General features: G+C 62.9%; 21 protein-coding genes and 1 tRNA gene. 5 read left to right on the top strand and 17 right to left on the bottom strand.

What is annotated here, in order from left to right; all coding sequences use genetic code 11:
• A partial coding sequence (locus RUW20_RS06430) for a chromate transporter (protein ID WP_313951375.1) occupies window positions 1-468 on the top strand: 468 nt, incomplete at its 5' end.
• A gap of 211 nt (window positions 469-679) precedes the next feature.
• Here RUW20_RS06430 and RUW20_RS06425 read toward each other — a convergent pair.
• Genes RUW20_RS06425 through RUW20_RS06410 form a run of 4 tightly spaced genes read right to left on the bottom strand, consistent with a single transcriptional unit; the run spans window position 680 to window position 2,791 of the window.
• On the bottom strand, window positions 680-1,237 hold the full coding sequence (locus tag RUW20_RS06425; protein WP_313951374.1) for a recombinase family protein: 558 nt from the start codon (window positions 1,235-1,237) through the stop codon (window positions 680-682).
• Window positions 1,231-2,121 carry a hypothetical protein gene (locus RUW20_RS06420; protein ID WP_313951373.1) on the bottom strand — a complete coding sequence of 297 codons (891 nt, stop codon included), beginning with the start codon at window positions 2,119-2,121 and terminating at the stop codon, window positions 1,231-1,233. The genes RUW20_RS06425 and RUW20_RS06420 overlap by 7 nt, the downstream gene beginning before the upstream one ends.
• Window positions 2,118-2,504 (bottom strand): DUF86 domain-containing protein, encoded by a 387-nt coding sequence (locus RUW20_RS06415; protein ID WP_313951372.1) that lies wholly within the window; start codon window positions 2,502-2,504, stop codon window positions 2,118-2,120. Before RUW20_RS06415 ends, RUW20_RS06420 begins: the two co-directional genes overlap by 4 nt.
• Window positions 2,501-2,791, bottom strand: a complete 291-nt coding sequence (locus RUW20_RS06410; RefSeq protein ID WP_313951371.1) for a nucleotidyltransferase family protein — start codon at window positions 2,789-2,791, stop codon at window positions 2,501-2,503. The genes RUW20_RS06415 and RUW20_RS06410 overlap by 4 nt, the downstream gene beginning before the upstream one ends.
• 173 nt (window positions 2,792-2,964) lie before the next feature.
• On the opposite strand from RUW20_RS06410, the gene RUW20_RS06405 reads away from it, so the two are divergent.
• Window positions 2,965-3,231, top strand: a complete 267-nt coding sequence (locus RUW20_RS06405; RefSeq protein ID WP_409559321.1) for a DUF4158 domain-containing protein — start codon at window positions 2,965-2,967, stop codon at window positions 3,229-3,231.
• A gap of 275 nt (window positions 3,232-3,506) precedes the next feature.
• On the opposite strand, the gene RUW20_RS06400 is transcribed toward RUW20_RS06405, so the two are convergent.
• The 7 genes from RUW20_RS06400 to RUW20_RS06370 all read right to left on the bottom strand — a co-directional run bounded on the left by RUW20_RS06400 (window position 3,507) and on the right by RUW20_RS06370 (window position 12,705).
• A complete protein-coding gene (locus RUW20_RS06400) occupies window positions 3,507-3,662 on the bottom strand; it encodes a hypothetical protein (RefSeq protein ID WP_313951370.1) in 156 nt (51 codons plus the stop codon).
• 521 nt (window positions 3,663-4,183) lie between these two features.
• The gene (locus RUW20_RS06395) at window positions 4,184-4,861 is read right to left on the bottom strand and encodes a mechanosensitive ion channel family protein (RefSeq protein ID WP_313951369.1); all 678 of its coding nucleotides are present in this window, start codon (window positions 4,859-4,861) and stop codon (window positions 4,184-4,186) included.
• Between the two features lie 13 nt (window positions 4,862-4,874).
• Complete coding sequence (gene treS / locus RUW20_RS06390) at window positions 4,875-8,219, bottom strand: maltose alpha-D-glucosyltransferase (protein WP_313951368.1); 3,345 nt, start codon at window positions 8,217-8,219, stop codon at window positions 4,875-4,877.
• Between the two features lie 597 nt (window positions 8,220-8,816).
• Window positions 8,817-8,893 (bottom strand) — tRNA-Val (locus RUW20_RS06385).
• Window positions 8,894-8,997: 104 nt separating this feature from the next.
• Entirely contained in the window at window positions 8,998-9,621 is a 624-nt protein-coding gene (lolA, locus tag RUW20_RS06380) for an outer membrane lipoprotein chaperone LolA (protein WP_409559320.1), read from the bottom strand.
• Window positions 9,618-11,963 carry a DNA translocase FtsK 4TM domain-containing protein gene (locus tag RUW20_RS06375; protein ID WP_313951366.1) on the bottom strand — a complete coding sequence of 782 codons (2,346 nt, stop codon included), beginning with the start codon at window positions 11,961-11,963 and terminating at the stop codon, window positions 9,618-9,620. Before RUW20_RS06375 ends, lolA begins: the two co-directional genes overlap by 4 nt.
• 31 nt (window positions 11,964-11,994) lie before the next feature.
• A complete protein-coding gene (locus RUW20_RS06370) occupies window positions 11,995-12,705 on the bottom strand; it encodes a Crp/Fnr family transcriptional regulator (protein WP_313951365.1) in 711 nt (236 codons plus the stop codon).
• 162 nt (window positions 12,706-12,867) lie between these two features.
• On the opposite strand from RUW20_RS06370, the gene trxB reads away from it, so the two are divergent.
• Both trxB and RUW20_RS06360 read left to right on the top strand, forming a co-directional pair.
• On the top strand, window positions 12,868-13,833 hold the full coding sequence (gene trxB / locus RUW20_RS06365; protein WP_313951364.1) for a thioredoxin-disulfide reductase: 966 nt from the start codon (window positions 12,868-12,870) through the stop codon (window positions 13,831-13,833).
• Window positions 13,834-13,892: 59 nt separating this feature from the next.
• Window positions 13,893-14,453 (top strand): Smr/MutS family protein, encoded by a 561-nt coding sequence (locus tag RUW20_RS06360; protein WP_313951363.1) that lies wholly within the window; start codon window positions 13,893-13,895, stop codon window positions 14,451-14,453.
• Window positions 14,454-14,523: 70 nt separating this feature from the next.
• Here the strand turns inward: RUW20_RS06360 and RUW20_RS06355 are convergent, their stop codons facing one another.
• The 5 genes from RUW20_RS06355 to RUW20_RS06335 all read right to left on the bottom strand — a co-directional run bounded on the left by RUW20_RS06355 (window position 14,524) and on the right by RUW20_RS06335 (window position 18,928).
• Window positions 14,524-14,862 carry a P-II family nitrogen regulator gene (locus RUW20_RS06355; RefSeq protein WP_313951362.1) on the bottom strand — a complete coding sequence of 113 codons (339 nt, stop codon included), beginning with the start codon at window positions 14,860-14,862 and terminating at the stop codon, window positions 14,524-14,526.
• A gap of 75 nt (window positions 14,863-14,937) precedes the next feature.
• Window positions 14,938-16,548, bottom strand: a complete 1,611-nt coding sequence (locus RUW20_RS06350) for an NAD+ synthase (protein ID WP_313951361.1) — start codon at window positions 16,546-16,548, stop codon at window positions 14,938-14,940.
• 61 nt (window positions 16,549-16,609) lie between these two features.
• Window positions 16,610-17,158, bottom strand: coding sequence for an inorganic diphosphatase (gene ppa, locus RUW20_RS06345; protein ID WP_313951360.1), 549 nt, complete (start codon window positions 17,156-17,158; stop codon window positions 16,610-16,612).
• 103 nt (window positions 17,159-17,261) lie between these two features.
• The gene (locus RUW20_RS06340) at window positions 17,262-18,110 is read right to left on the bottom strand and encodes an alpha/beta hydrolase (protein ID WP_313951359.1); all 849 of its coding nucleotides are present in this window, start codon (window positions 18,108-18,110) and stop codon (window positions 17,262-17,264) included.
• A gap of 110 nt (window positions 18,111-18,220) precedes the next feature.
• On the bottom strand, window positions 18,221-18,928 hold the full coding sequence (locus tag RUW20_RS06335) for a glutathione S-transferase N-terminal domain-containing protein (RefSeq protein WP_313951358.1): 708 nt from the start codon (window positions 18,926-18,928) through the stop codon (window positions 18,221-18,223).
• Between the two features lie 223 nt (window positions 18,929-19,151).
• Here RUW20_RS06335 and RUW20_RS06330 point away from each other — a divergent pair, with 223 nt between their 5' ends.
• The gene (locus tag RUW20_RS06330) at window positions 19,152-21,440 is read left to right on the top strand and encodes an SUMF1/EgtB/PvdO family nonheme iron enzyme (protein ID WP_313951357.1); all 2,289 of its coding nucleotides are present in this window, start codon (window positions 19,152-19,154) and stop codon (window positions 21,438-21,440) included.
• 81 nt (window positions 21,441-21,521) lie between these two features.
• On the opposite strand, the gene RUW20_RS06325 is transcribed toward RUW20_RS06330, so the two are convergent.
• Entirely contained in the window at window positions 21,522-23,054 is a 1,533-nt protein-coding gene (locus RUW20_RS06325) for a DUF2235 domain-containing protein (RefSeq protein ID WP_313951356.1), read from the bottom strand.
• Between the last annotated feature and the right edge of the window lie 100 nt (window positions 23,055-23,154).

Raw genomic sequence — 23,154 nt, 5'->3', positions numbered from 1 at the left:
CTGCTGCAGGCCGAGGTGGTGCCCACTGGCTGGGTGAGCAAGGAATCGTTCCTGGCCGGATACGGCGCCGCGCAGGCGGTTCCCGGCCCGCTGTTCACATTCGCAGCCTTCCTCGGGGCGTCGATGAAGCAGGCACCAAGCGGCTGGCTCGGTGGCCTGATCTGCCTGGTCGCGGTCTTCGTGCCGTCCTTCCTGCTCGTCGCTGGCGCCTTGCCGTTCTGGGAGCAGCTACGGCGCAGCCATCACACGCAGGCCGCGCTGGCCGGCGTCAATGCCGCGGTCGTCGGCCTGCTCCTGGCAGCGCTGTATCAGCCGGTGTGGACCAGCGCCATACGCCAGCCGGCCGACTTCGGCCTGGCACTGGTCGCCTTTGTCGCCCTGATGTACTGGAAGCTGCCGCCGTGGCTGGTGGTCGTCGGCAGCGCCGTGGCGGGTTGGCTGTTGAGCGGTTTCGGCGTCGCGATATGAAGACCATGGCGTCGCCCCGGCATGGCAGCGCGGGGCCCGAGTCGATCGAGGCTGGCGGCGTCAAGGGTCTCGCATGTCATCAAGAAACTCGGAGGCCGGTGCCACACTCGTCACCAGCAGATGATCTCTCGCCCGCGTACAGGCAACGTAGAGCAGGTGGCGCTCGGTGTCGTAGACGGGGTTAGCTCACGAAACGGGAAAAGATCGCACGCTAAGCGTGCGCTGAGGCTGGCAGCCAGCGGTACAGCGTAGGAATGGATACGCCGAGGTTTTTGGCCACGTCCTTGGGCGGGACGCCGCTGGCCAGCAGCCTCTTGGCCGACTGAATCTTACTGTCGGTCATTTTGGGCTTGCGGCCGCCCTTGCGGCCGAGTTGGCGGGCTACTTCTAGCCCGGTGCGGGTGCGTTCGACGGTTAACTCCCGCTCCATCTCGGCGAGGCTGGCCATGATGTGGAAGAAGGACCGGCCTGACGGCGTGCCGGTATCGATGGCATCAGTAAGACTCTGGAACTGGATGCCCCTCTTGTGCAGTTCTCCGACCAGATCGACCAACTGCTTGACGCTGCGGCCAAGCCGATCCAGTTTCCAGACGACCAGCGTGTCACCCTCACGCAGCATTTCTAGGGCCTTGGCCAAGCCGGGACGGTCAGCTCGCGTGCCGCTCACCTTGTCTTCAAAGACCTTCTGGCATCCAGCCTCAGTCAGGGCTTCCCACTGTAATTCAAGGTTCTGGTCTTGCGTCGAGACACGGGCATAGCCGACTAACATGTTTTGAACTCGGCTCGGGGGACTATCTGATGAAAAGCCGTTAGAACCTGTTTCGCGCGTGCGTCGTCAATCAATGAGGGATTCCACACCACCTCACCGCTCAACCTATAGCTCAGTGCCGCACGATCCCGGGGTTCTCGGAAGAGAAACAGCACGCCGTGAATATAGTCGCGAGGATGGGGGGTGTTTGCATCTGAAACGCCGTGGTAGCACATCACCCAGTCCGCCTGCTCGGCCGTGAGCGTCTTACCCGCGGGCTCGAAGACCCCGACAACCGCTGGGCGTTGAATCGCTGGGTGACAGTGCATTCTGACGTGTTCGTTGCCTCTGGCGGCCAACAAACAATCCCAGATATCAACAGTGCGGAGCTGAAGCTCTGACACATCGATTGCCACCAGGTTGACCCAATTCTTCTCTGGTGTTGGGTTGAACTTCCTTGTGGACGATTTCTGGACGATGTCGCGCTGAATCCTTGCTACGTCCTTCGTGTCATCAGAAATGAGAGTCGAGCAAAATCCAGTGTCGTTCAACTGCTGTGCCGTGGCCTCTTTGGTCTTCTGATCTTGACCAAGCAGCTTCATTTCGATGAACACATGATCATCATTGAAGTGCCAGCAGAAATCGACATCACCCGACATTCCCCGTTTAGCGTCGTATCGCAGCCTGACGCCTTGGCCGACAAAAAGGTCGGCGAAATTCACTTCGAGTACCCGGCCCCGGAAATCACCGGGTTCCTTCGCGGACTGCAATTGAGTAACCAACAATGCGTAAGCGTCCGCCGCTTCAAGGCGGTTGATCTTCTCGAGTAGCGCTTGACCGGAGTCAAGCGTGCAGCATCCGCCGCCGGAAGCCTGAATGGTTGCCTTCAGGTCCGCTTCCGTCATGGCGCCATACCATCGTCGTTGGGGGATTCATCTTCGGCATCCTGGCGCGCGGCGGGTAACAGCTTCAGCAGCTCCGGCAATGCCGTTTGCACCGTGTCCCACACCACATCGAGGTTGATGTCGAAGTAACCGTGAGCGATGCGGTTGCGCATCCCGCGCATACTGCGCCACGGCACCTCCAGGTGCGCCTGGGCGAACTCGGCGTAACTGTCCATCACCTTCGTGGCCGCCTCGCCGATGATGATGAGGCTCATGACGATGGCTTGCTGGGTGCGTTTGTCCTGCAGGAAGTCGTGCTTGGCCAGCCCTTCGACGAAGCCGCACGCATCGCTTGCAGCCTGCTGCATGTGGTCGAGATAGTCGGGTAGGCGGCTCCCGCTCATACTGGCTGCGCCTCCGCGAGCACCTTGGCCCGGAACTTCGCCGGCAGGTCCGCCGGAGTCAACACATCGACGTGGACACCGAGCAGTGATTCGAGCTCGTCTTGCAGGCCACCCAGGTCGAACAGTGTCGCGCCCGGCAGAGCATCGACCAGCAAATCGAGATCGCTGTCGTCCTGGTCGGTACCGTGCAGCACCGATCCGAAGATGCGCGGGTTCGCCGCACGAAAGCGGCCCGTCGCTTCGCGCACTGCGCTTCGCTTCATGTCGAGCACGATGGACGGTCGCATGGGTATCCTCTCTTATCGAAACTCGTTGAGATGATATTCAATCAAGAATGGCATTTCAAGAAGGATTTTCGAGAATCGCAACATGTTCTTTTCCCGTGGTTCGCGGGAGGACAGGGGGGCTTGCGGCAAACACACGTTTTCAAGAAGAAAGAGTCTGCACGCCTCGCCGTTCGATTCTGTTCGCCGCCGAGCGGGCAAGCCTGCTGGCGCTACTCGACACCGTAGACGAATTGGCCGGGCACTACACGTTCAACGAAACCGACCTTTCCATCATCCGCCAGCGCCGCGGGCCGTCAAACCGCTTGGGCTTAGCGGTACAGCTCTGTTACCTGCGCTGTCCCTGCATCATGCTCGGCGTCGATCAGTCGCCGTCCTTGGCCCTACTGACCTTGGTCGCCGACCAGCTCAAAATTCCGCCATCCGCATATCCCAACAGGTAACTGCAGATCGCGGGCCAGCCAGCACTCAACACCCCATTCCGTCCTCTGGGCATTTGCCTCGACGGTATCGGTCAGAGCCTGAACGATCTCCATTCCCATGCGAACGACTCCTCTACTGTTCGCGACAAGCTGCAACTGCATAGAAATTGCCCATCTTCCATACACGTCGTGTGCAATGTGCATAGCCCTTGCCTGAAACGCTGTTCGCGATGAAATCGGGAGGAAAAGCCATGTTCCCGACGCCGGGAAAATGGTCCGGGCGATTGGTCGGAGCATCATTTGCCGACCACGGCCTCGATCATCTTCGCGAACTCGGTTTGCACCTTTCCCCCCAAACCCTCCTGCATCCAATACAGGTTGGTGACCTCGGCAAAGGACCCACGGCCATGGCTACCGAGGTGGTTCACGCGGGGTACCCAGTAAGTGTCCATGGTCGATTTCTTGACCGGTGACCAGGTCGTCGCAGCCGCGGTCAGGTCCGGTTTGGTGCGAAAGGCACGGGCAGTGGCATTGTTAGGCGGCGGCCATTGTTCTCCCCCTCGTTGGCGCCTGTTTCTTCGAATGCGTTCCAATGTGCTGTACCTGCTCAACAAATAATGCCATTTGGTCAGGCTGCGGACTCCCTGGAGCCTCTTGTCGCCCCTAGATATCGGACGGGTTGGGCTGCCTCGCGCTGTACCTGCGGTGTCCCGGGGTTCCGGCTGGTGAGCTTGAGGGGAGGGGGCTGCGCGCGAAAAGACTTCGACTCCGGGTGCTGCTTAAGCGCTGATCAGGAGCCGTGCCGGCGGATCAGCGAGGGCATCACCGGGCCGCTTTTCGAGCCATGCCACGGTGGTCCTGCCGCGGTGGCTATGGCGTCGAAAGCGACGCCATAGCCGGATTGCCTCGCTGAACGAAAAAGGCGCGCGCCCACTCCTGGCTTCGGGAGCCGTCGGGCGCCGCCTGCACATCGTCAGTCGTCGCGTGGATGGCGTGGGAACCAGCGTTCCAGCAAGCGCGCCGCCCACTCGCGCCCGCCTAGGCCAAAGGCCAGCGCGAGGGCCAGCACGACGCCCATGAGAAGGATCAGGAAGGTCTCCTGCACCAGGCCAGAGCCGATCTCGAGATGGTCGACGGCGACCAGCACGACAAAGACGACGATGGCATAGTGGGCGATGCGCCCGAGCACTTCGGCGTCGCTGACGCCGACGTTGCCCAGGTAAGTCTGCACCACGTTGCCGACGAAACGGCCGAAGTAACCGCCGACGATGATCACCAGCAGGCCGACCAGTAGCTTGGGCAGGAACAGCAGCACGCGGGAGAGCAGGTCGGTGACGTGGGTCAGTCCGAGGCCGTTGAAGGCGATGATCAGGGCAGCCAGGATGACCACCCAGTAGACGATGACACCGAAGACATCGGTGGTGTCCGTTTCGCTGCCGCCTTGCTGCAGGAAGCCGTCCACACCGGCGCGTTCGGTGAGGATGTGGAAATTGAGCGCCCGCAGTGCCTTGACGAAGGCGAAGCGGACCGCCTTGGCGATCAGCCAGCCGGCGATCAGAACGATCACCGCGACGGCGAGTCGTGGCAGGTAGGCGCCGATCTGCATCAGAAAAGCGCGGACCGGATCAATGATGACGTCGAATTTTTCCATGGTGTCTCCCTTTTCAATTACCGGCGTCGAGGCCGGCCAGCGCGCTCACACCTTGCAGTGGAACGCCGACCCAGTCCGGACGATTGGCCAGTTCATAGCGCAGTTCGTAGAGCGCCTTTTCGAGTTCGAACAGCTCCAGCAGCGGCTGCTGGGCATCGAATGCCTCCTTGCTGGCGTACAGCCCGCTGGCCAGCGCCTCGTCGCCGTAGGCGTCGAGGAAGGCGGAACGCGCTTCCTGCAGCCAGGCGGCGGCGATCGGTGCCAGTTTGTCGACATCGCCCTCGTGTTGCGTCGCCTGTTGCAGCGCCGTGTGCCGCGCATAGTCGAACGATCGCAGCATGCCGGCGACGTCGCGCAGCGCCGAATGCTTGCGTCGGCGCTCGGCCATTGGCCGTGCGGGCTCACCTTCGAAATCGATGATCACGAAGTCGTTGTTGACCAGCAACACCTGGCCGAGGTGATAGTCGCCGTGATAGCGCGTTTTCAGACCCTGCGGCGGAAGCTGCGCGCAGCCCTCGAGCCGCTGCATCAGCAGCGGCGCAGCGGCGATAACTTTGAGCGCCAGCGGCTGCAGGTGCTGCGGCAGGCGTTCGCGCTGCCCCGACAGCAGATCCATCGTCGCTAGCGCATCCTCATGCACCTGCGTCACCCAGGGCGGAATATCGGCTGCTTCCACGGGTTCTGGATCGAAAGCCTGGTCCCCAGTGCGCTGCGACAGTGCGCCGTGCATCTGCGCGCTGCGGATCGCCAGGGTGCGCACCAGGGCCATGAAACCGTCGGCCGGGAGCGGGGTGTCTGGCGCTGTTGCCGACGCTTCCAGGTGCCGCACCAGCGCATCGACGGCGAAGGTCCAGGCGTCGCCCTGGTTGTCCACGCAAGCCTGCAACAGGGCCAGCGTGCTGACGCTGCCTGCCTTGTCGATGTACTCGACGTGACCGGCCACCGGCACGCAGTGCGCGAACTTGACGACGTCGGTGAGGAAGCGCCCGACTTCGAGCTCGGGGTTGACGCCTTCGCGGATCCGCCGGTAGGCCTTGAGGAACAACTTGCCGCCCAGCAGCGCGACGCTGTTGCTGCTCAAGCCGAGGAGTTTGACCGGGCTTAATTCCCCGGGCTTGGCGCGCGCCAGCTCGGCGAAGGCGCGCGTCGGGACGAAGCGAATCTTGCCGTTTCCTGCCTTCAGCTCGCGGCTTGCACCGATCGCCCCGACGACGGCGTGGCAGAAGGCGTCATCGGCCATGGCGTCGCCCATCAGGCCGACCGACGCCTGCTGGCGCACCTTGGCCAGCGCCCCGGGGGCAATGTCCCTGACACGGTCTTCTTCGCTGTCTTCCCAGGCCAGTGCCAGGGGCAGGAAATAACGTTCGGTGTCGCGTGGCCCGAGGACATCGGCCAGCGCCAGCAGCCAGGTGCGCTTGTCCGCCTCGAGCCGCGCGTGCTCGACAATCTGCACCCGCTCGATGGCTTCACCCTTGGCGGCGAACCAGCGCTGCCGCGCGACGAAGGCCGGCGCCAGTTCGCGCTCGAACTGCGCGCGCAGCTTCTCGGCCATGCCGATCCGCCACGGCACGACGTGGTCGCGGAACAGGCTCGACCAGCCGTCGAAGAGGACCAGTACGGGCAGGGTGTCGGGAGCCAGGCGTTGCTCGTACCACTCCGGCGCGGCGATATCGGTGGTGAGACGAAACCAGTAGAAGGCATGACCCGGCAAGGTCAGCATGTACGGTAGTTCACCGACCGGCGGAAAGGCGTTGCGGCCCATCATCTCGACCGGCACACGGCCCTTGAAGCTTGCCAGGTCGAGCTCGACCGGTTGCGCCGAGCGGCTGACGTTGGCCACGCAGAGGATCACATCGTCGCCGTATTCGCGCACGTACGCCAGCACCTTGCGGTTGCCGGGATGGAGCAGCCTGAAGCTGCCGCGGCCGAACGCCGATGAGGTCTTGCGCACGGCCAGCATGCGCCGGGTCCAGTTGAGCAGGGACCCTGGTGCACGCAACTGCGCCTCGACGTTGATCGCTTCGAAGCCGTACATCGAATCCTGGATCGGCGGCAGATAAACGCGCTGCGGATCGGCGCGCGAGAAGCCGCCGTTGCGGTCGGAAGTCCACTGCATCGGCGTGCGCACGCCGTCGCGGTCGCCGAGGAAAATGTTGTCGCCCATGCCAATCTCGTCGCCGTAGTAGAGCACTGGCGAACCCGGCATCGACAGCAGCAGGCTGTTCATCAGCTTGATGCGCTCGCGGTCGTTTTCCATCAATGGCGCCAGCCGGCGCCGGATGCCGAGGTTGATGCGCGAGCGCTTGTCGGCGGCGAACATGTTGTACATGTAGTCGCGTTCCTTGCTGGTGACCATCTCGAGCGTCAGCTCGTCATGGTTGCGCAGGAAGATCGACCACTGGCAGTTCGGCGGAATGTCCGGGGTCTGCTGCATGATCTCGACGATCGGATGCCGGTCTTCCTGGGCGATGGCCATGAACATCCGCGGCATCAGCGGAAAGTGGTAGGCCATATGGCATTCATCGCCGTCGCCGAAGTATTCGCGTACGTCCTCCGGCCACATGTTGGCCTCGGCGAGCAGCAGCTTGCCGGCGTAGTTTTCGTCGAGACTGGCGCGAATCTCCTTGATCACCTCGTGCGTCTCGCGCAGGTTCTCGTTGCTGGTGCCGTCGCGCTCGATCAGGTAGGGTATCGCGTCCAGGCGAAATCCGTCGACGCCCATGTCGAGCCAGAAGCGCATGGTGCGGATCACCGCCTGGCGGACGTGCGGATTGTCGAAGTTCAGATCCGGCTGATGGCTGAAGAAGCGATGCCAGTAGTACTGCTGCGCCACTTCATCCCAGGTCCAGTTCGACTTCTCGGTGTCGGTGAAGATGATCCGGGTGCCGTCGTACTTGTTGGGATCGTCGCTCCAGACGTAGTAGTTCCGCTTCGGCGAGCCTTTCGGTGCCCGCCGCGCCGCCTGGAACCAGGGATGCTCGTCCGAGGTGTGGTTGACCACCAGCTCGGTGATGATGCGCAGGCCGCGCTTGTGCGCCTCGCGCACCAGAACCCGGAAATCCTGCCGCGTGCCGTAAGCGGGGTGCACGTTGCGATAGTCCGCCACGTCGTAGCCGTCGTCGCGAAACGGTGACGGGTAGAAGGGCAACAGCCAGATCGTGTTGACGCCCAGATCGGCGATGTAATCGAGCTTTTCGGTCAGGCCGCGGAAGTCACCGATACCGTCATCATTGGAGTCGAAGAATGCCTTGACATGCACTTCGTAGATGACGGCATCCTTGTACCACTGCGGATCGGTGGCGAAATCGGGGGCGGTTGCGGTTGCTGCTGCCGGGACGGTCTGTTGTGCTGTGCTCATGATGTCCACCTTCCTGACAGCTTGCCAGCGAGCACCTTGCACGCGCGAGGCCGGAGAGGAGCCGGTCCTGCAGCCACCTTGGGTAAAGCCGTGGCCGATCGTTCCGGCGACAAGGCATCGTACGAATTACGCATTGACACGCTCCTCTGTGAAGTAGTCGGGATCCTGCTCGGTGCGCCAGCGCCGTTGGCTGGTGCAAACGCGTCGGGCTTGCCGTTCGACGGGCTGGTGCCCGTCTTGCCGCGGGTGCTGCGCGTTGTCAGCAGGTGGTGCACCGGGAAGGACGTTTCTGCATTGCGCTCCGGGGTGCAAGATCAAGCGACAGCCAGCCGCTTTGCACCTGATGTGGGTCAAGGTTAACGCGCTTGGCGACGCGATGCGAACGACGATGTTGTCCGGTCCGAGCGTCGCCTGAGGAAGAAGAGATCGTCCAGCGACGCGACAAAGTATACGTACCGCCAGCAAAGCGTGTCAATTTCTGGCGTTTGGCGGGGGAGCGCTTGAAAGGCGACGGCAGTTGCGCTGGGCGGGAGCAAAAAAAAGCCGCCCGAGGGCGGCTTGTATTTTTCTTGCATCTACCTGATTCATTCAGAATTCTGGTAGGCGCGATTGGAATCGAACCAACGACCCCCACCATGTCAAGGTGGTGCTCTAACCAACTGAGCTACGCGCCTTCGTCAAAGCCGCTACTGCTGGACTTCAAGGAAGTGCGCATTATACGGCCCCGGAACATCAAGTCAAGCTTCAGGCGGTGGGAGATTGAGCGGTGGGTCGGAGCTCAGTCGCCGATCACGTCGGTGTTGGCCGGCGGGGTGAAGCGGAAGAGGGACGGTGAGAGTTGCGGGTTACGCTCCAGACGCGCGAAAACCAGTGAGGTGGTCTGGCCAAGGCTGTCGTAGAGTTCCATTGCCCGCAGGTCATTGCCGGAAAACCCGAGATTGACCTTGTCAAAGCCGCTGTCTGGTGCCTTGGGAATGGCCTCAACCCACTCCAGACCGTCGCGCTCACCTGCCTCGCGCAGGGTGAAATCTTTTTCGATCCGGCTGTCGCCGGCGAGCAGCGCCGCGGGCGTTCCGCCAAGTGCAGCGCCCACCTTCCTGACCGTGACCTGGCGCAAATCCGGGTCGTGGATCCAGATTTTCTCGCCATCGCCGACCAGCAGCTGGGCGTACGGCTTGTCGATCTGCCAGCGAAACTTGCCGGGACGCGAAATGACCATCACGCCACTCGATACCTGTCCCTGGCGCGCGTTCCTGCCGACGACGGTCTGCGTGAACTCGGCGCGTACGGTCCGCGTCGAGTCGAGAAACTGATGTAATTTGTCGATCGCTCCGGCGCTGGCCACTTGGGTAAGCAGCAGGCAGGCTGCGGCGAATAGTGAGCGGCGCAAAGGTGCCACTATTCGCCTTCCTTGCGGGCCAGCACTTCGCGACCGCCGCGGGCATCCATGGCAGAAACCAGGCCGGCTTTTTCCATTGCCTCAATCAGCCGCGCCGAGCGGTTGTAGCCGATGCGCAAATGGCGCTGCACCAGCGAGATCGACGCCCGGCGATTCTTCAGCACTATTTCGACCGCCTGGTCGTAGACCGGATCGGCCTCGCCATCGGTGTCCAGACCACCGTTTTCGCCATTGCCGCCGCTCTCCGCGTCAGCGTCGCCGCCGCCGCCGGTGAGTACGTCCGCGAGGTAATCGGGTGCGCCCGCTTTCTTCAGATGGTCGACCACGCGATGGACTTCCTCGTCGGCGACGAAGGCGCCATGCACGCGCGTCGGATAACCGGTGCCGGGCGCCAGATAGAGCATGTCGCCCTGGCCGAGCAGCGCCTCGGCGCCCATCTGGTCGAGGATGGTGCGGGAATCGATCTTCGACGACACCTGGAAGGAAATGCGGGTCGGGATGTTGGCCTTGATCAGACCGGTGATGACATCCACCGACGGTCGCTGCGTGGCCAGGATCAGGTGGATTCCCGAGGCGCGCGCCTTCTGCGCCAGGCGGGCGATCAGTTGCTCGACGGTCTTGCCGGCAACCATCATCAGGTCGGCGAGTTCGTCGATGACGACGACAATATAGGGCAGGGTGGAAAGCGGCTCGGGGGTCTCCGGGGTCAAGGAAAACGGGTTGGCGAGTTTTTCGCCGCTCTTTTCGGCATCCTTGATGCGATGGTTGAGGCCGGTCAGATTGCGTACGCCGATCGCCGACATCAGTTTGTAGCGCTTGTCCATTTCACCGACGCACCAGTTCAGAGCATTGGCTGCCTGCTTCATATCCACCACCACCGGCGCCAGCAAGTGGGGGATGCCCTCGTAGATCGACAGTTCGAGCATCTTCGGGTCGACCAGAATCAGCCGTACCTGCTCCGGCTCCGATTTGTAGAGCAGCGAGAGGATCATCGCGTTGATGCCGACCGACTTGCCCGAGCCGGTGGTGCCGGCGACCAGCAGATGAGGCATCTTGGCCAGATCGACGACCAGCGGCTGGCCACCGATATCCTTGCCGAGACTCATGGTCAGCGGCGAGTTCATGTCGTGGTATTCCTTGCTGGCGATGATCTCCAGCAGACGCACCATCTGTCGCTTCGGATTCGGCAGTTCAAGGGCCATCGCCGACTTGCCGGGGATGGTCTCGACGACACGGACCGATACCAGCGACAGCGAACGCGCCAGATCCTTCGCCAGATTGAGGATCTGCGCCCCCTTGACGCCGACTGCCGGCTCGAATTCGTAGCGCGTGACGACCGGTCCCGGATAGGCCGCGGTCACGGTCACCTGGACCCCGAACTCGGCCAGCTTGCGCTCGATCAGGCGGGAGTTGTACTCCAGCGTCTCGGGACTGACGCGGTCGCTCTGCAGCGCTGCGGGTTCGAGCAGATGCAGTGGCGGTAACAAGCCGTCTCTCACCGCTTCGGGAAACAGGGCAGCTTGCCGCTCGCGGTCGATCCGCTTCTCGACTTTCGGCGGTAGCGGCGGCGCCGCTACCACGGGTTCGCGCTTTTCGATCAAGATCGGCTCGTGCGTTTCGCCGCGCTTCTTCTCGACTTTGACCACCGCTTCGCGCTCACGGGCGACTTCGCGGCCGATCCGTCGATCCTGCCAGCGCTCGAAAAGACCGTGAACGGCCAGCCAGGCGCCTTCGAACAGCGCCCCGATGCCTTCCGCGGCGGATATCCACGAAATGCCGGAGAAGATGCTCCAGCCAAGCGCCAGCAAGGAAAACAGGGCCAGCGTAGCGCCGGTATAGCCGAGATAGCGCACGCTGAAAGCGGCGAGCTCGATGCCGATCAAGCCGCCGGGACCCACCGGTAGGGTCGCTTTGAGGGTGTAAAAACGCAGGGTTTCCAGGCCACTGCTGGCGACGATCAGCACCACGAAGCCGGCCAGGGCAATGTACAGCGGACGCCGATCGGTCGGCCGCTGGCCGTCCAGGCGTCGGTAGCCCCACCAGACGAAAGTCAGCAGCAGGACGACCCACCACCAGGCGGAGAGGCCGGAGACGTAGAGCATCAAATCGGCCAGCCAGGCACCGAAACGGCCAGCCGGGTTATGCAGGGTGGTCGTGTGTACCGCGTGCGACCAGCCGGGGTCGTCGCGACTGTAGCCCCACAGCGAGAGCGCGAGAAAGCTGGCGACCACGATCAGGATCAGCCAGCGTGATTCCTCAAGGAGGACAGCGATTTTCTCCGGCAGCGGACTCGGCGTTCTGGGGGTGTAGGAAGTCCTGCCGGCAAGTTTGTTCAGCAAAGCCATCAATGCAATCTGTACGCGAAGTCTAGGAAGTCTAGGAGCGGGCGGCAGCGGCGGCCGGCGAGGGTGTGCGTTTCTCCAGGAGGACAATCCTGCCCTCTTCCACCCGGAAGTATCCCTGGTTCTCGAGATCCTTCATGACCCGACTGACCATCTCGCGCGAGGCGCCGATCATCTTGGCGATATCCTGTTTGGTGAGGCGACGCTGGATCACGCGCTGACCCTGCACTTCTTCCGAAAAATCGATCAGCAGCTTGGCGACACGGCCGTAGACGTCCATCAGCGCCAGGCTTTCGATGTTGCGGTCTGCCTCGCGCAGGCGCTGGACCAGGCTCTTCATGATGTTCAGACAGAGGTCGAAGTTCTCTGCCAGGCAGCGCTTGAAGTCGTTCTTGGTGATCACCAGCAGTTCACAGGTCTCGGTGGCCACCACGTCGGCGGAACGAGGGCTGCCGTCGATCAGACCCATTTCGCCGAAGAACTCGCCGGGGCCGAACAGGGTCAGGATCACCTCGCGCCCCTCTTCGTCGCTGTTGAGCACCTTGGCGCCGCCGCTGATCAGCACATACAGGGAATCGGTGCTGTCTCCGGCGCGGACAATGGTCGTCTGGCGGGCCACCCGGCGATGAAAGGCGACCTTGGCGATCTGTTCGAGCTGCGCATCGGGCACGCCGGCAAAGATCGGGATACTGTGCAGCAAGATCAGGCTGGGGCCCCTTCTGGGCTGCTCTACCTGTGTGTTCATGAGGCATTCCTTCATCGGGTGAAGTTATTTCTATCAACGGCTTGCGCGGCGATTATAAGGCACTTTGCAGGTTTTCGAAGCAAAGCCGGCAAAACCTGGCGCTGGAGCGGCCGGTGTTGGCGGTTATAATTTTTGCCTGACCCACTACCAGAGCCAATCAAGATGACCCAAGCGATTCGCCATTGCCGACTGCTGATTCTGGGCTCCGGCCCCGCCGGTTATACTGCCGCCGTCTACGCGGCGCGCGCCAATCTGAAGCCGGTGCTGATCACCGGCATGGCGCAGGGCGGACAGCTGACGACGACGACCGACGTGGATAACTGGCCGGCCGACGCGCAGGGCGTGCAGGGGCCCGACCTGATGCAGCGCTTCGAAGAGCATGCCCGCCGCTTCGATACCGAGATCATCTTCGATCACATCAACACCGCCAAGCTGACCGATGGGCCGTTTACCCTGGTCGGTGATTCCGCGACCTATACCTGCGACGCGCTGATCATCGCTACCGGCGCCTCGGCGCAGTATCTCGGTCTGCCCTCCGAGGAAGAGTATGCCGGCCGCGGCGTTTCCGCCTGTGCGACCTGCGACGGGTTCTTCTACCGCAATCAGCCGGTGGCGGTGATCGGCGGCGGCAACACGGCTGTCGAGGAGGCCCTCTACCTGGCGAACATTGCCAGTCACGTCACCCTGGTGCATCGGCGCGACAAGCTGCGCAGCGAGAAAATCCTGCAGGACAAGCTGTTCGCCAAAGAGAAGGCCGGCAAGATCACCATTCGCTGGAACTGCACGCTCGACGAGGTGCTCGGCGACCAGTCCGGGGTGACCGGCATGCGCATCCGCGACAAGTTGACCGATACCCCCGAGGACATTCCGCTGATGGGCGTCTTCATCGCCATCGGCCACAAGCCGAACACGGATCTGTTCGTCGACCAGCTGAAAATGGAAGCTGGCTACCTGATCACGCAGTGCGGCAGTCAGGGTAATGCGACCGCGACGTCGATTCCGGGGATCTTCGCTGCCGGCGACGTACAGGATCACATCTACCGTCAGGCCTGCACTTCGGCTGGCAGCGGCTGCATGGCGGCGCTTGATGCGGAGCGTTACCTCGATAGTCTTGGCCTGGCCGGTTGACAACAACCTCGTGCTGTCGTTGCCGGCAGGTGCCGCCGAGATGAACATGGGCTTTTGCGATGACTCAGAAACATCGATCAAGCATGGAGGATGTGGACGCCTTTCTCGCCGCGGTTGACGGCGCAACGCCACTGCGCAAGGCCGATCGGGTCAACTTCGAAGGGCCAAAGCCAAGCCCGCGACCACGTCAACGGGAGCTCGACGAAGCAGCGGTGATTGCCGAGCTGCTGCACGCGCCGTTGGCCATCGACGATTGGCTGGATCTCGGCGGCGCCGATTCCTTCCTGCGCAGCGGCTTGTCAAGGATGGTGCTGCGCGACCTGCGTCGCGGCCGCTGGAGCATCCAGGATCATATCGATCTGCACGGCATGAACCGGCATCAGGCGCACGAACAGGTGACGCTCTTTATCACCGGATCGCTGGCCGCCGGCAGGCGCTGCCTGCGCATCGTGCACGGCCGCGGCAACGGCTCGCCCGGGCGGGAAGGGATCCTGCGCCAACTGGTCAAGGTCTGGCTGGGTCGCTGCAAGGACGTTCTGGCGTTCTGTCATGCACCGCCCTGTGACGGCGGCGATGGTGCCTTGTGGGTATTGTTGAAGAGCGGTGGCAAACCGCGCTAATGGCGGGGACGGTTGGCCAGCAGCTCACCGGATGGCAGCGGCGACCGCGCACGAAGTGGGAAGTGACCGCTCAGATCGCCGATTCGTCGAGTTCGCCGGTACGGATGCGCACCACCTGATCGACCGCGGTGACGAAGATCTTGCCGTCACCGATCTTGCCGGTGCGCGCCGCCTTGACGATAGCGTCAATGGCGCCCTCGACCGAGGCGTCGGAAACGACGATTTCGATCTTCACCTTGGGCAGGAAGTCGACCACGTATTCCGCCCCGCGATAGAGCTCGGTGTGCCCCTTCTGGCGGCCGAATCCTTTGACCTCGGTCACGGTCAGGCCGGTAACGCCGATCTCTGACAGCGCTTCGCGCACTTCATCGAGCTTGAATGGTTTGATGATCGCTTCAATTTTTTTCACTGTCTTTGCTCCCGGGGAAGATCGTAAAGAAATCGTATCAGAAATCAGGCGTCGATAAACGATCCGTGCCGACGATCAGTAGGGGTCACGGTAGCGATTGGTGATCGGATAGCGCCAATCCTTGCCAAAGCCGCGTTGGGTGACGCGGATGCCTACCGGGGCCTGACGCCTCTTGTACTCGCTGATCTTCAATAGATGCACGACCCGGCGCACATCGGCTTCGGCATGACCGCGGGCAATGATCTCGCGCGGGCTGATGTCCTTTTCCATGTACGCCTCGACGATCGCGTCGAGCACTTCGTACGGGGGCAGACTGTCCTGATCGGTCTGGCCGGCTTTCAGTTCTGCCGACGGTGGGCGGCTGATGATCGGTTCGGGAATGATGTACGAGCGCGTGTTGCGCCAGCGCGACAGGCGGTACACCCAGGTCTTGGCAATGTCCTTGATGACCGCAAATCCACCGGCCATATCACCGTAGAGGGTGCAGTAACCAACCGCCATTTCCGACTTGTTGCCGGTGGTCAGCACCAGCGCACCGGTCTTGTTCGAGAGGGCCATCAGGATCATGCCGCGGATCCGCGCCTGCAGGTTTTCTTCGGTGGTGTCTGCCGGCAGGCCGGCGAACTGCTTTTCCAGCATCGCGGCAAAAGTTTGCATGGCCGGCTCGATGGCAATTTCGTCGTAACGTACGCCCAGCAGGCGGACCATCTCGCGCGACTCCGAAAGACTGAGATCGGCGGTATAGGGAGACGGCATCATCACCGCCCGCACGCGGTCGGCGCCGAGCGCGTCGACGGCAACCGCCAGGGTCAGCGCCGAGTCGATGCCACCCGACAGACCGATGATCGCGCCGGGGAAACCGTTCTTGCCCAGGTAGTCGCGTACGCCCAGCACCAGCGCTTGGTACACCTCCGCTTCAACGCAGGGTGCCGGCACGATCTCACCGGCTTGTGGCTCGCCGTCGACCACGTCGACGATGGCCAGTGCTTCCTCGAACTGCGGCAACTGGCAACAGAGCGTGCCGTGCGAGTCGAGCACGAAGGACCCCCCATCGAAGACCAGTTCGTCCTGGCCGCCGGCCAGATTGGCGTAGATCACCGGCAGCCGGGTGGTCGCGATGCGTTGGCGCAGGACTGCCGTACGCCGCTCGCGTTTGCCGATATGGTAGGGCGAAGCATTGAGCACGAGCAGCAGTTCGGCACCGGCTGCGCGGGCGAGATCGGCGGCACCAGCTTCCCAGACATCAGCGCAGATATTGACGCCGCAGCGGACGCCCTTGATGGTCAGCACGCAGGAGCTTTCACCGGAATCGAAATAGCGCTCTTCGTCGAACACCTCGTAGCTGGGTAGCCGCTGCTTGTAGTAGGTCGCCACACGCTTGCCGTCGTTGAGCAGGGTCGCGGCGTTGTAGCAGCGGTAGCCGCGCCGCTCCGGGTGGCCGACGAGGACGGCAATTCCCTGCACGCTGGCCGCGAGCCTATCGAGCTCATCTTCGCAGGCCGCAGCGAAGTCCTCGCGCAGCAGCAGGTCCTCTGGTGGATAACCGCAGAGCGCCAGTTCCGGCGTCAGCAGGAGGTCGGCACCCTGTGTCCGCGCGCGGGCGGCGAAATCGAGAATGCGCGCCGCGTTGCCGGCAAAGTCGCCGACCGTCGCATTGATCTGGGCAATGGCAATCTTGAGGGACATGGGCGCGGGCATCAGCGAAAGGGGCGCCTGCGCGCCCCTTGATCAAGGTGACGAAAGAAATCTAGAAGTTTGGCTTCTCTTTGGCTTCGGCGTAACGCTTGACGCCTTCCATGATTTCCTTCTTGGCTTCGTCAACACCCAGCCAGCCCGCGACCTTGACGAACTTGCCGCGCTCGAGATCCTTGTAGTGGGCAAAAAAGTGCGAGATTTGATCCAGGATCACCTGCGGAAAGTCGCGCGGCGACTCGATGTCACGATACATCTGCGTCAGGCTGTCCACCGGAACCGCCAGTAGCTTGCCATCCTGCCCGGCCTCGTCTTCCATCGCCAGCAGGCCGATCGGCCGGCAGCGTACGACGACGCCGGGCGGTAGCGCGAACTGGGTGACCACCAGCACATCGACCGGGTCATCATCGCCAGCGATGGTGTGGGGGATATAGCCATAGTTGCACGGATAGTGCATGGCGGTGGACATGAAGCGATCGACGAAAACCTGTCCGCTTTCCTTGTCCACTTCGTATTTCACCGGATCGGCGTGCATCGGGATTTCGATAACGACGTTGAAATCATTGGGAAGTGCTTTGCCGGAAGGGACGCGATCAAGGCCCATGTGAGCTCTCTCTACTGGTTGCGAAAACACCCATTATACGCGGCTACGATGGCGCCGGTTGCTGCCGCGCTGGCGTGTCGGGTCAGCCCGCGGCGGTAACGACTCAGATCGCGCAGGCGGACGCTTCTTCGTGCATCCGACCAGGTGGGTGCTGTTCGTCGAGCTGTTCGAGCCAGCCGTGTACGCTCTCCGCACACACCGACCAGTGCTCGTCGAGAATCAGGGCATGGCCGGTATCGGGAATGACCTGCAATTCGGCATTCCAGCGCTTTGCCACCGGCCAGATCAGGGATGGCGGAAACACCGTATCGAGCTCACCACCGATCACCAGCACAGGCAGCTTCGGTGGTGTCGGTAGCCACCTCCAGCCCAGGAGAGCCAGGTCGCAGATGGCCCGTGCCGATTCCGGCTGCACCAGTTCAACGAAGCGCAGCAGCGTTTCCGGTGTCGTCGACGGCGAAAAATAGACCTCCTTGATCAGGTGCAGGGCGTCTGCGCTGACTCGACCCCTGGTGACGTTGCGTACTTCGCCGAGGAATTTTGGGTAGGCCAGGAGCAGCTTGGTTCCTGACGCGAGAGTGCCGTTGGTCGGGACCGGAGACATCAGGACGGCCGCCTGGACGAGCGATTGCTCGAGCAGACGCTCGGCGATGAAGGAGCCCATCGAATGCCCGATCACCACCGGTTTCCTGTCCAGAGCGTCGACGGCCCGCAAGGCGTCGGCCAGGTAGTCGTCGAGGCTCAACGCGTCCAGGTGTTCACGTCCCTCGCTCTGGCCATGCCCGGAAAAGTCGATGGCGTGGCAATCGTAGCCAGCACGCGAAAAATAGGGAAGAAAGTGCGTATCCCAGCTTCTGGCGTCTACATAGCCGCCATGCAGGAAGAGAAGCGGCGGTTTGTTCGAGGCGGCGTCCGGGGCACGGTGGAGCGTGTGAAGTTGACACTGGGGCATCGGAAATCTCCGAAAGTGAGTCGCCAGACCACTATAGGACAGATTCGGCGCTCACGCCGCAGCAATCGATCGCCGAACCGCACAAGCGCTACCGGGAAGTTCTGGAGGGCTTAGAGGCCACCCGCGCGCGACTGCCCGGTCTCGACCATCTGACGTGCGTCCTCGGCGAACTGCCGCGCTTGCTCGTCGTCGGCGTCGCGGTCGATCGCCGATGGCGGGGTGTTGATCCCTTTTTCCACCGCCGGGCGGCAGCGAATCTGGTCGCGCCAGCGCTGCAGGTGCGGCAGGTCGTCGATGTCCACGCCCGACCAGCGATGTGTGCGCACCCAGGCCCAGTTGGCGATATCGGCAATCGAGTAGTCGCCGGCAAGAAATTCGTGGTCTTTGAGGTGGCCGTCAAGGACGCGGAACAGTCGTCTGCTCTCGCCCTGGTAGCGGTCTATGGCCGGCTGGATCTTTTCCGGAAAGTAACGGAAGAAGACGTTGGCCTGGCCCATCATCGGCCCGATACCCCCCATCTGGAACATCAACCACTGGATCACCCGCGAGCGGCCTTTGACATCATGGGGCATCAGTTGCCCGGTCTTTTCGGCGAGGTAGAGCAGTATGGCGCCAGACTCGAAGACGGCAAAATCGTCGGCCGCGCGATCGACGATCGCCGGTATGCGACCGTTCGGATTGATCGCCAGAAACCAGGCCTCCTTCTGCTCGCGCTTCGACAGGCTCAGGAGGTGCACGCGGTAGGGCAGGGCGAGTTCCTCGAGGGCGATGGATATCTTGTGGCCGTTCGGTGTCGCGGCAGTGTACAGATCGATCATTCGGGTGCTTTCCTCAGCTGGGGGTCGACGCAGGGTCGGGGTGGGGAGAGGGGATCAGGAATCTTACCGCAAGCGAACGATCATCCGGGCATTCGGCCCGTCGCTTCCGAATGCCCGGCTTTGGGCCTATGATGTTCCCGGGATGTCGCTCGAGGCTTGATCTGAAATGACTCGCTCCACTGCCGCGCCACCGCCCTCCGATAATATCGCCAGGCAGGCGGAAATGTCCGCAGAAAGCCAGACCGGCACGCCGCCCGCCGCGCCTGCTACGGGAGTCTTGGTCAGTAATCCCTATCCCGGCCTTGCCGCGTTCAAACCGGAGGCTTATCGCCTGTTTTTCGGGCGCGACCAGGATGCCGCTCGGGTTATCGAGCGTTTTGCCGAGACGCGGCTGATCAGCGTCGTCGGCCGTTCGGGCACGGGCAAATCTTCACTGGTGGCGGCCGGGGTCGTCCCCCGTTTTGCTGCGTCGCTTGCGGAATCAAGCTATTTGCACTTCGAGCCACAGGCCGCTCCATTTCACCAGCTGGCGGACGCGCTCTGTCGTGCGCTGCCTAGCGACGGCGAAAGTGACGTTCGGGAGTCGGTCGACCATTTGCAGCGCTTGCTGGCCGAGGCGGGAGAGTCGAAGCAGTCCGAAGACCATCTGGCTGCCGCCAGCGCCGAGCTGCTCGGTCAGCATGGTCGTCCCCTGCTGCTGCTGATCGACCAGTTCGAAGAGCTGTTTACGCATACCTCGCCGGCGAGTTCGCGGCGATTCCGCAAGCTGTTCGGTGTCCTGATCGGTATCGAGAGCCTGTACCTGGTGCTGACTCTGCGCAGCGAATTTACCGATCGCCTGATGGAATGGCTGGGTGAAGACCTGTTTCGCGCCTCCTTGGTTGCGCTCGAGCCGATCAGGAGCGAAGAGCAGCTGCAAGCGATCATTACCGGTCCGGCCGAAGCCAGTGGCGTCCCGGTTCAGGCCGAGCTGGTGTCGACACTGGTCGCGGCGGCCGGCGCAACGAAGGGTGCGTTGCCGTTGATCGCACTGACCCTGGAGAGGCTCTTCGAACAGCACGACCCCGAACAGGGCCTGACGCTGGAGGCCTACCAGCGCATGGGTGGCCTCGAGAGCATCGTCGATAGTGCCGCTGCCGCTATTGAACGATTGATCGACAGCGAACCGGATCTGGAACTTGCCTGCGCACGTCTGTTTTCGGAGCTGGCGACGGTGATCGATGGATTGCCGACCCGTCGCACGGCCGAAATCGAACCGCTGCGTGCGGACCGGCAGGTCGGCCGGCTGGTCGACGCGCTGCGCCGCCAGGGCTTTCTCACCGATCACGACGACCAGCATGTCGAACTCGCCCATGAGACGCTGCTCAGCCATTGGCCGCGACTCCGCCAGTGGTGCGCCCGCTACCGGGACAGCCTGTCGCTGCGTCGGCAGGTAAAACAGGCGGCAAGGGAATGGTGGCAGGCGATCCAGCAGAATGGGGGGCAGAGGTCTGGCGGCCCGGCCGGGCAAGACGATGTACTACGCTGGAGCTGGGAACGTCAGAAGCCACTGCTGCTGGCCTTACTCGAGCTAAGTCATCGAGCGACACCGGCCGACCCTGATTTTCGCGATCCGGGCATTGAGGCCTGGCGGGCGCTGGAAGGCCAACTGGAAGAGGCGCTGCGCGAGTTCCTGCGGCCCGAGCCGCTGTTCCTGCTCGAAGAACTGGCGGCTGACGAGACGCCGCACCATCGCCGTGAAGAGATCGGCGTACGGCTCAATCAGATGGACGATCCGCGGCGCGGCGTCGGGCTTGCGGCCAACGGGCTGCCGGATATCGTGTGGGTCGACGTTGCGGGCGGCGAAGTGAACCTCGAAGGGCGGGGCAGCGAGGTCTTTGCGGTGAGGCCACTGCGTATCTCCCGGTATCCGATTACGTGGCAGCAGTACAACGTCTTTGTCAATGCTGACGATGGCTATCACGACCGCCGCTGGTGGCACAAGCTGGTTCAGCGCAAACAGGCTGGCGAAGCGCGCTGGGCTTTCCACAACCATCCGGCGATCAACATCGCGTGGAGCGATGCGGTTGCTTTCTGCCGCTGGCTCAGCGAGCAGTGGGGCCTCTCTGGGGCCGAGATCGTTCGTCTGCCGACCGAATGCGAGTGGCAGTGGGTGGCTCAGGGAGGTGTCGAAAAGCGCAAGTACCCATGGGGGAGTGACTGGAACCCGGCCCATGCCAACAGTCACGAAAGTGGCACCGGCAGGACGATGGCCGTCGGCATGTATCCCCGCGGTGCGCCCGCTGGCGGGATGGTCGCGGATCTTGCCGGCAATGTCTGGGAATGGTGCCTGAACGAGTACGATCAACCCGGCCATACGCAGATCGGCGGCGACAACTCGCGCGCCTTGCGCGGCGGCTCCTGGCTCGATTTTCCGGGCGATCTGCGTACTGCGAAGCGCGACTATTTTTCGCCCGATGATCGTGACGGCGACATCGGTTTCCGGATCGTCCTTGCCGGCCCGCTCGAATAAGCGGTCATTGACTGCTGGTTGCTGCTTGCGAAGACCGCCCGGCCGACGCCGCACGCGCGACGCGGCGCAGTCCGCCTTCGATCACTTGTGGCTGACGGTCAGCGTGATCTGGCCGCGGTTGTTGCCGTAGAACTTCCAGGCATCGTTGGCATAACAGTACAGATAGCCGGAACGTGTCGGCCTGAACGTACAGCGGTCGCCAATGACGAAAGTCTCGCCTTCGATCGCCGTGCCGCTGCCATCCGCGTTCGGCTGGTTGGCGACCATGCCGATCAGGGCGAACCATGGTGCATCCTCGCAACGGCGTGATCCCCACCAGTCTGCGTTCTGCTTGCCGGTCAACCGCCGGTAAATATCTTCGGCCTCGCCGATCGCACTACCCAGAAGGTGCGCGACCTCGCCAACGTTGAATTGTCCGTCGCGCGCGCCGCCCGGGCCGCAGGGGACGCTGCTGTCCAGCCATTCGCCGTGGGCGACGAAAGCGTAATTCACGCCCCCTTCCAGGTAGAGACCGACGGCGTTCCAGTGGGGACGGGCAAAGACTGCCGCGCTGACCGATTCGTCGGCGCCGAGGACCCGCGTTGGCCAGTACGGTGCCTGCGCCAGAGGCGGCACCTGGTGCCGGTCCCAAACCTGGGCGGCCAGCTCGCTGCCGACGCTACTCGCGGCGACCAGCGGTGTGGGGCGGGGCAGCGTTCGCAGATGTTTCCAGACGCCGGTCGCCGAATCGTGCAGGACACCGCGCGGCTCGGGCGCCAGTTGCTTGGCGAGAGCCGGATTGACGCGCAGGCCGAGGGCGACGGCTTCCTTGCTCATCCACTGCAGCGCATCGTCGGAAAGACCACACTCGGCGTGGCCGCCACCGACGTCGCTGTGGGTGCCGGCAAACCACAGTTGCTTCAGACTGCCGTCGGCCGGGCGTGTGCCGCCGGTCCACAGCGTCGGCGCAAAACTCGCCCGCTGTTCGTCCATGGCGACCGCGTGCCGACCATGGCGCACGGCGGTGCTGAGTTGGGTGTCGTGGAAGCGGTAGTTGTGCGGGTCATCGAGAATCTGGTCGAAGAGAATCAGGTCGTCGGGCACCCCGAGCGAACCGACGGTATCCCAGACGCCAATCAGGTGGATGCCGACGCTGCCATCAGCCAGGTCGCCGCGAAGAAAGGTGTGGCCTGCCTGCCAGACCGCGGGAGCTTCGCGCTGCCGGTAGCCGCGTTCGTAGGCTGCCTCGACCGCTTTCCAGGCCTGCCGGTCGCTGGCACCGCCGAGGTCGAGAAGGCCGCAGCGAGTGATGAAGCCGCCGAGACTGCGCGCGGTATAGGCGCCGCGACTGAAGCCGAAGAGGAATATCCTGTCGCCAGTGCAATAGTGGTCGCACAACCAGCGGTAGGCACCGAGGATGTTGCGGCTGAGACCGAAGCCGATACCCCCGCCGAGCACGCGCTCGACCAGGCTACCTTCCGCACCGACACCCGGGTGGTAGTAGGTCAGTTGCCGATCGTCGCGCAGGCAGAGGTTGTACAGCTTGACCACGTTGGTCGGACAGGGCAGGGCGCCCATCTGCTGCTCGGGGGTGCACCAGGTTCCGTCACTGCAGACCACGAGATTGCGCGGCATGGTTGTTCTCCCTTGGGTGAAGGCTGATCGCGGGGATCCCGGTCACTATAGTCCGCGCGTCGAGCAGACTTCAATCCCGATCGACTGGCGGCGCGCTTCT

Origin of the sequence: Accumulibacter sp. (assembly GCF_032229525.1) — a bacterium.
Lineage (GTDB): Bacteria > Pseudomonadota > Gammaproteobacteria > Burkholderiales > Rhodocyclaceae > Accumulibacter.
This window is presented reverse-complemented; position numbering and strand designations above follow the sequence as displayed.

Excerpts from the sequence above, each read along its gene's own strand:
- RUW20_RS06425 (WP_313951374.1), bottom strand. The coding sequence starts at position 1,237 with ATGTTAGTCGGCTATGCCCGTGTCTCGACGCAAGACCAGAACCTTGAA.
- RUW20_RS06420 (WP_313951373.1), bottom strand. The coding sequence starts at position 2,121 with ATGACGGAAGCGGACCTGAAGGCAACCATTCAGGCTTCCGGCGGCGGA.
- RUW20_RS06415 (WP_313951372.1), bottom strand. The coding sequence starts at position 2,504 with ATGAGCGGGAGCCGCCTACCCGACTATCTCGACCACATGCAGCAGGCT.
- RUW20_RS06410 (WP_313951371.1), bottom strand. The coding sequence starts at position 2,791 with ATGCGACCGTCCATCGTGCTCGACATGAAGCGAAGCGCAGTGCGCGAA.
- RUW20_RS06400 (WP_313951370.1), bottom strand. The coding sequence starts at position 3,662 with ATGGACACTTACTGGGTACCCCGCGTGAACCACCTCGGTAGCCATGGC.
- RUW20_RS06395 (WP_313951369.1), bottom strand. The coding sequence starts at position 4,861 with ATGGAAAAATTCGACGTCATCATTGATCCGGTCCGCGCTTTTCTGATG.
- treS (WP_313951368.1), bottom strand. The coding sequence starts at position 8,219 with ATGAGCACAGCACAACAGACCGTCCCGGCAGCAGCAACCGCAACCGCC.
- RUW20_RS06375 (WP_313951366.1), bottom strand. The coding sequence starts at position 11,963 with ATGGCTTTGCTGAACAAACTTGCCGGCAGGACTTCCTACACCCCCAGA.
- RUW20_RS06370 (WP_313951365.1), bottom strand. The coding sequence starts at position 12,705 with ATGAACACACAGGTAGAGCAGCCCAGAAGGGGCCCCAGCCTGATCTTG.
- trxB (WP_313951364.1), top strand. The coding sequence starts at position 12,868 with ATGACCCAAGCGATTCGCCATTGCCGACTGCTGATTCTGGGCTCCGGC.
- RUW20_RS06360 (WP_313951363.1), top strand. The coding sequence starts at position 13,893 with ATGACTCAGAAACATCGATCAAGCATGGAGGATGTGGACGCCTTTCTC.
- RUW20_RS06350 (WP_313951361.1), bottom strand. The coding sequence starts at position 16,548 with ATGTCCCTCAAGATTGCCATTGCCCAGATCAATGCGACGGTCGGCGAC.
- ppa (WP_313951360.1), bottom strand. The coding sequence starts at position 17,158 with ATGGGCCTTGATCGCGTCCCTTCCGGCAAAGCACTTCCCAATGATTTC.
- RUW20_RS06340 (WP_313951359.1), bottom strand. The coding sequence starts at position 18,110 with ATGCCCCAGTGTCAACTTCACACGCTCCACCGTGCCCCGGACGCCGCC.
- RUW20_RS06335 (WP_313951358.1), bottom strand. The coding sequence starts at position 18,928 with ATGATCGATCTGTACACTGCCGCGACACCGAACGGCCACAAGATATCC.
- RUW20_RS06330 (WP_313951357.1), top strand. The coding sequence starts at position 19,152 with ATGTCCGCAGAAAGCCAGACCGGCACGCCGCCCGCCGCGCCTGCTACG.
- RUW20_RS06325 (WP_313951356.1), bottom strand. The coding sequence starts at position 23,054 with ATGCCGCGCAATCTCGTGGTCTGCAGTGACGGAACCTGGTGCACCCCC.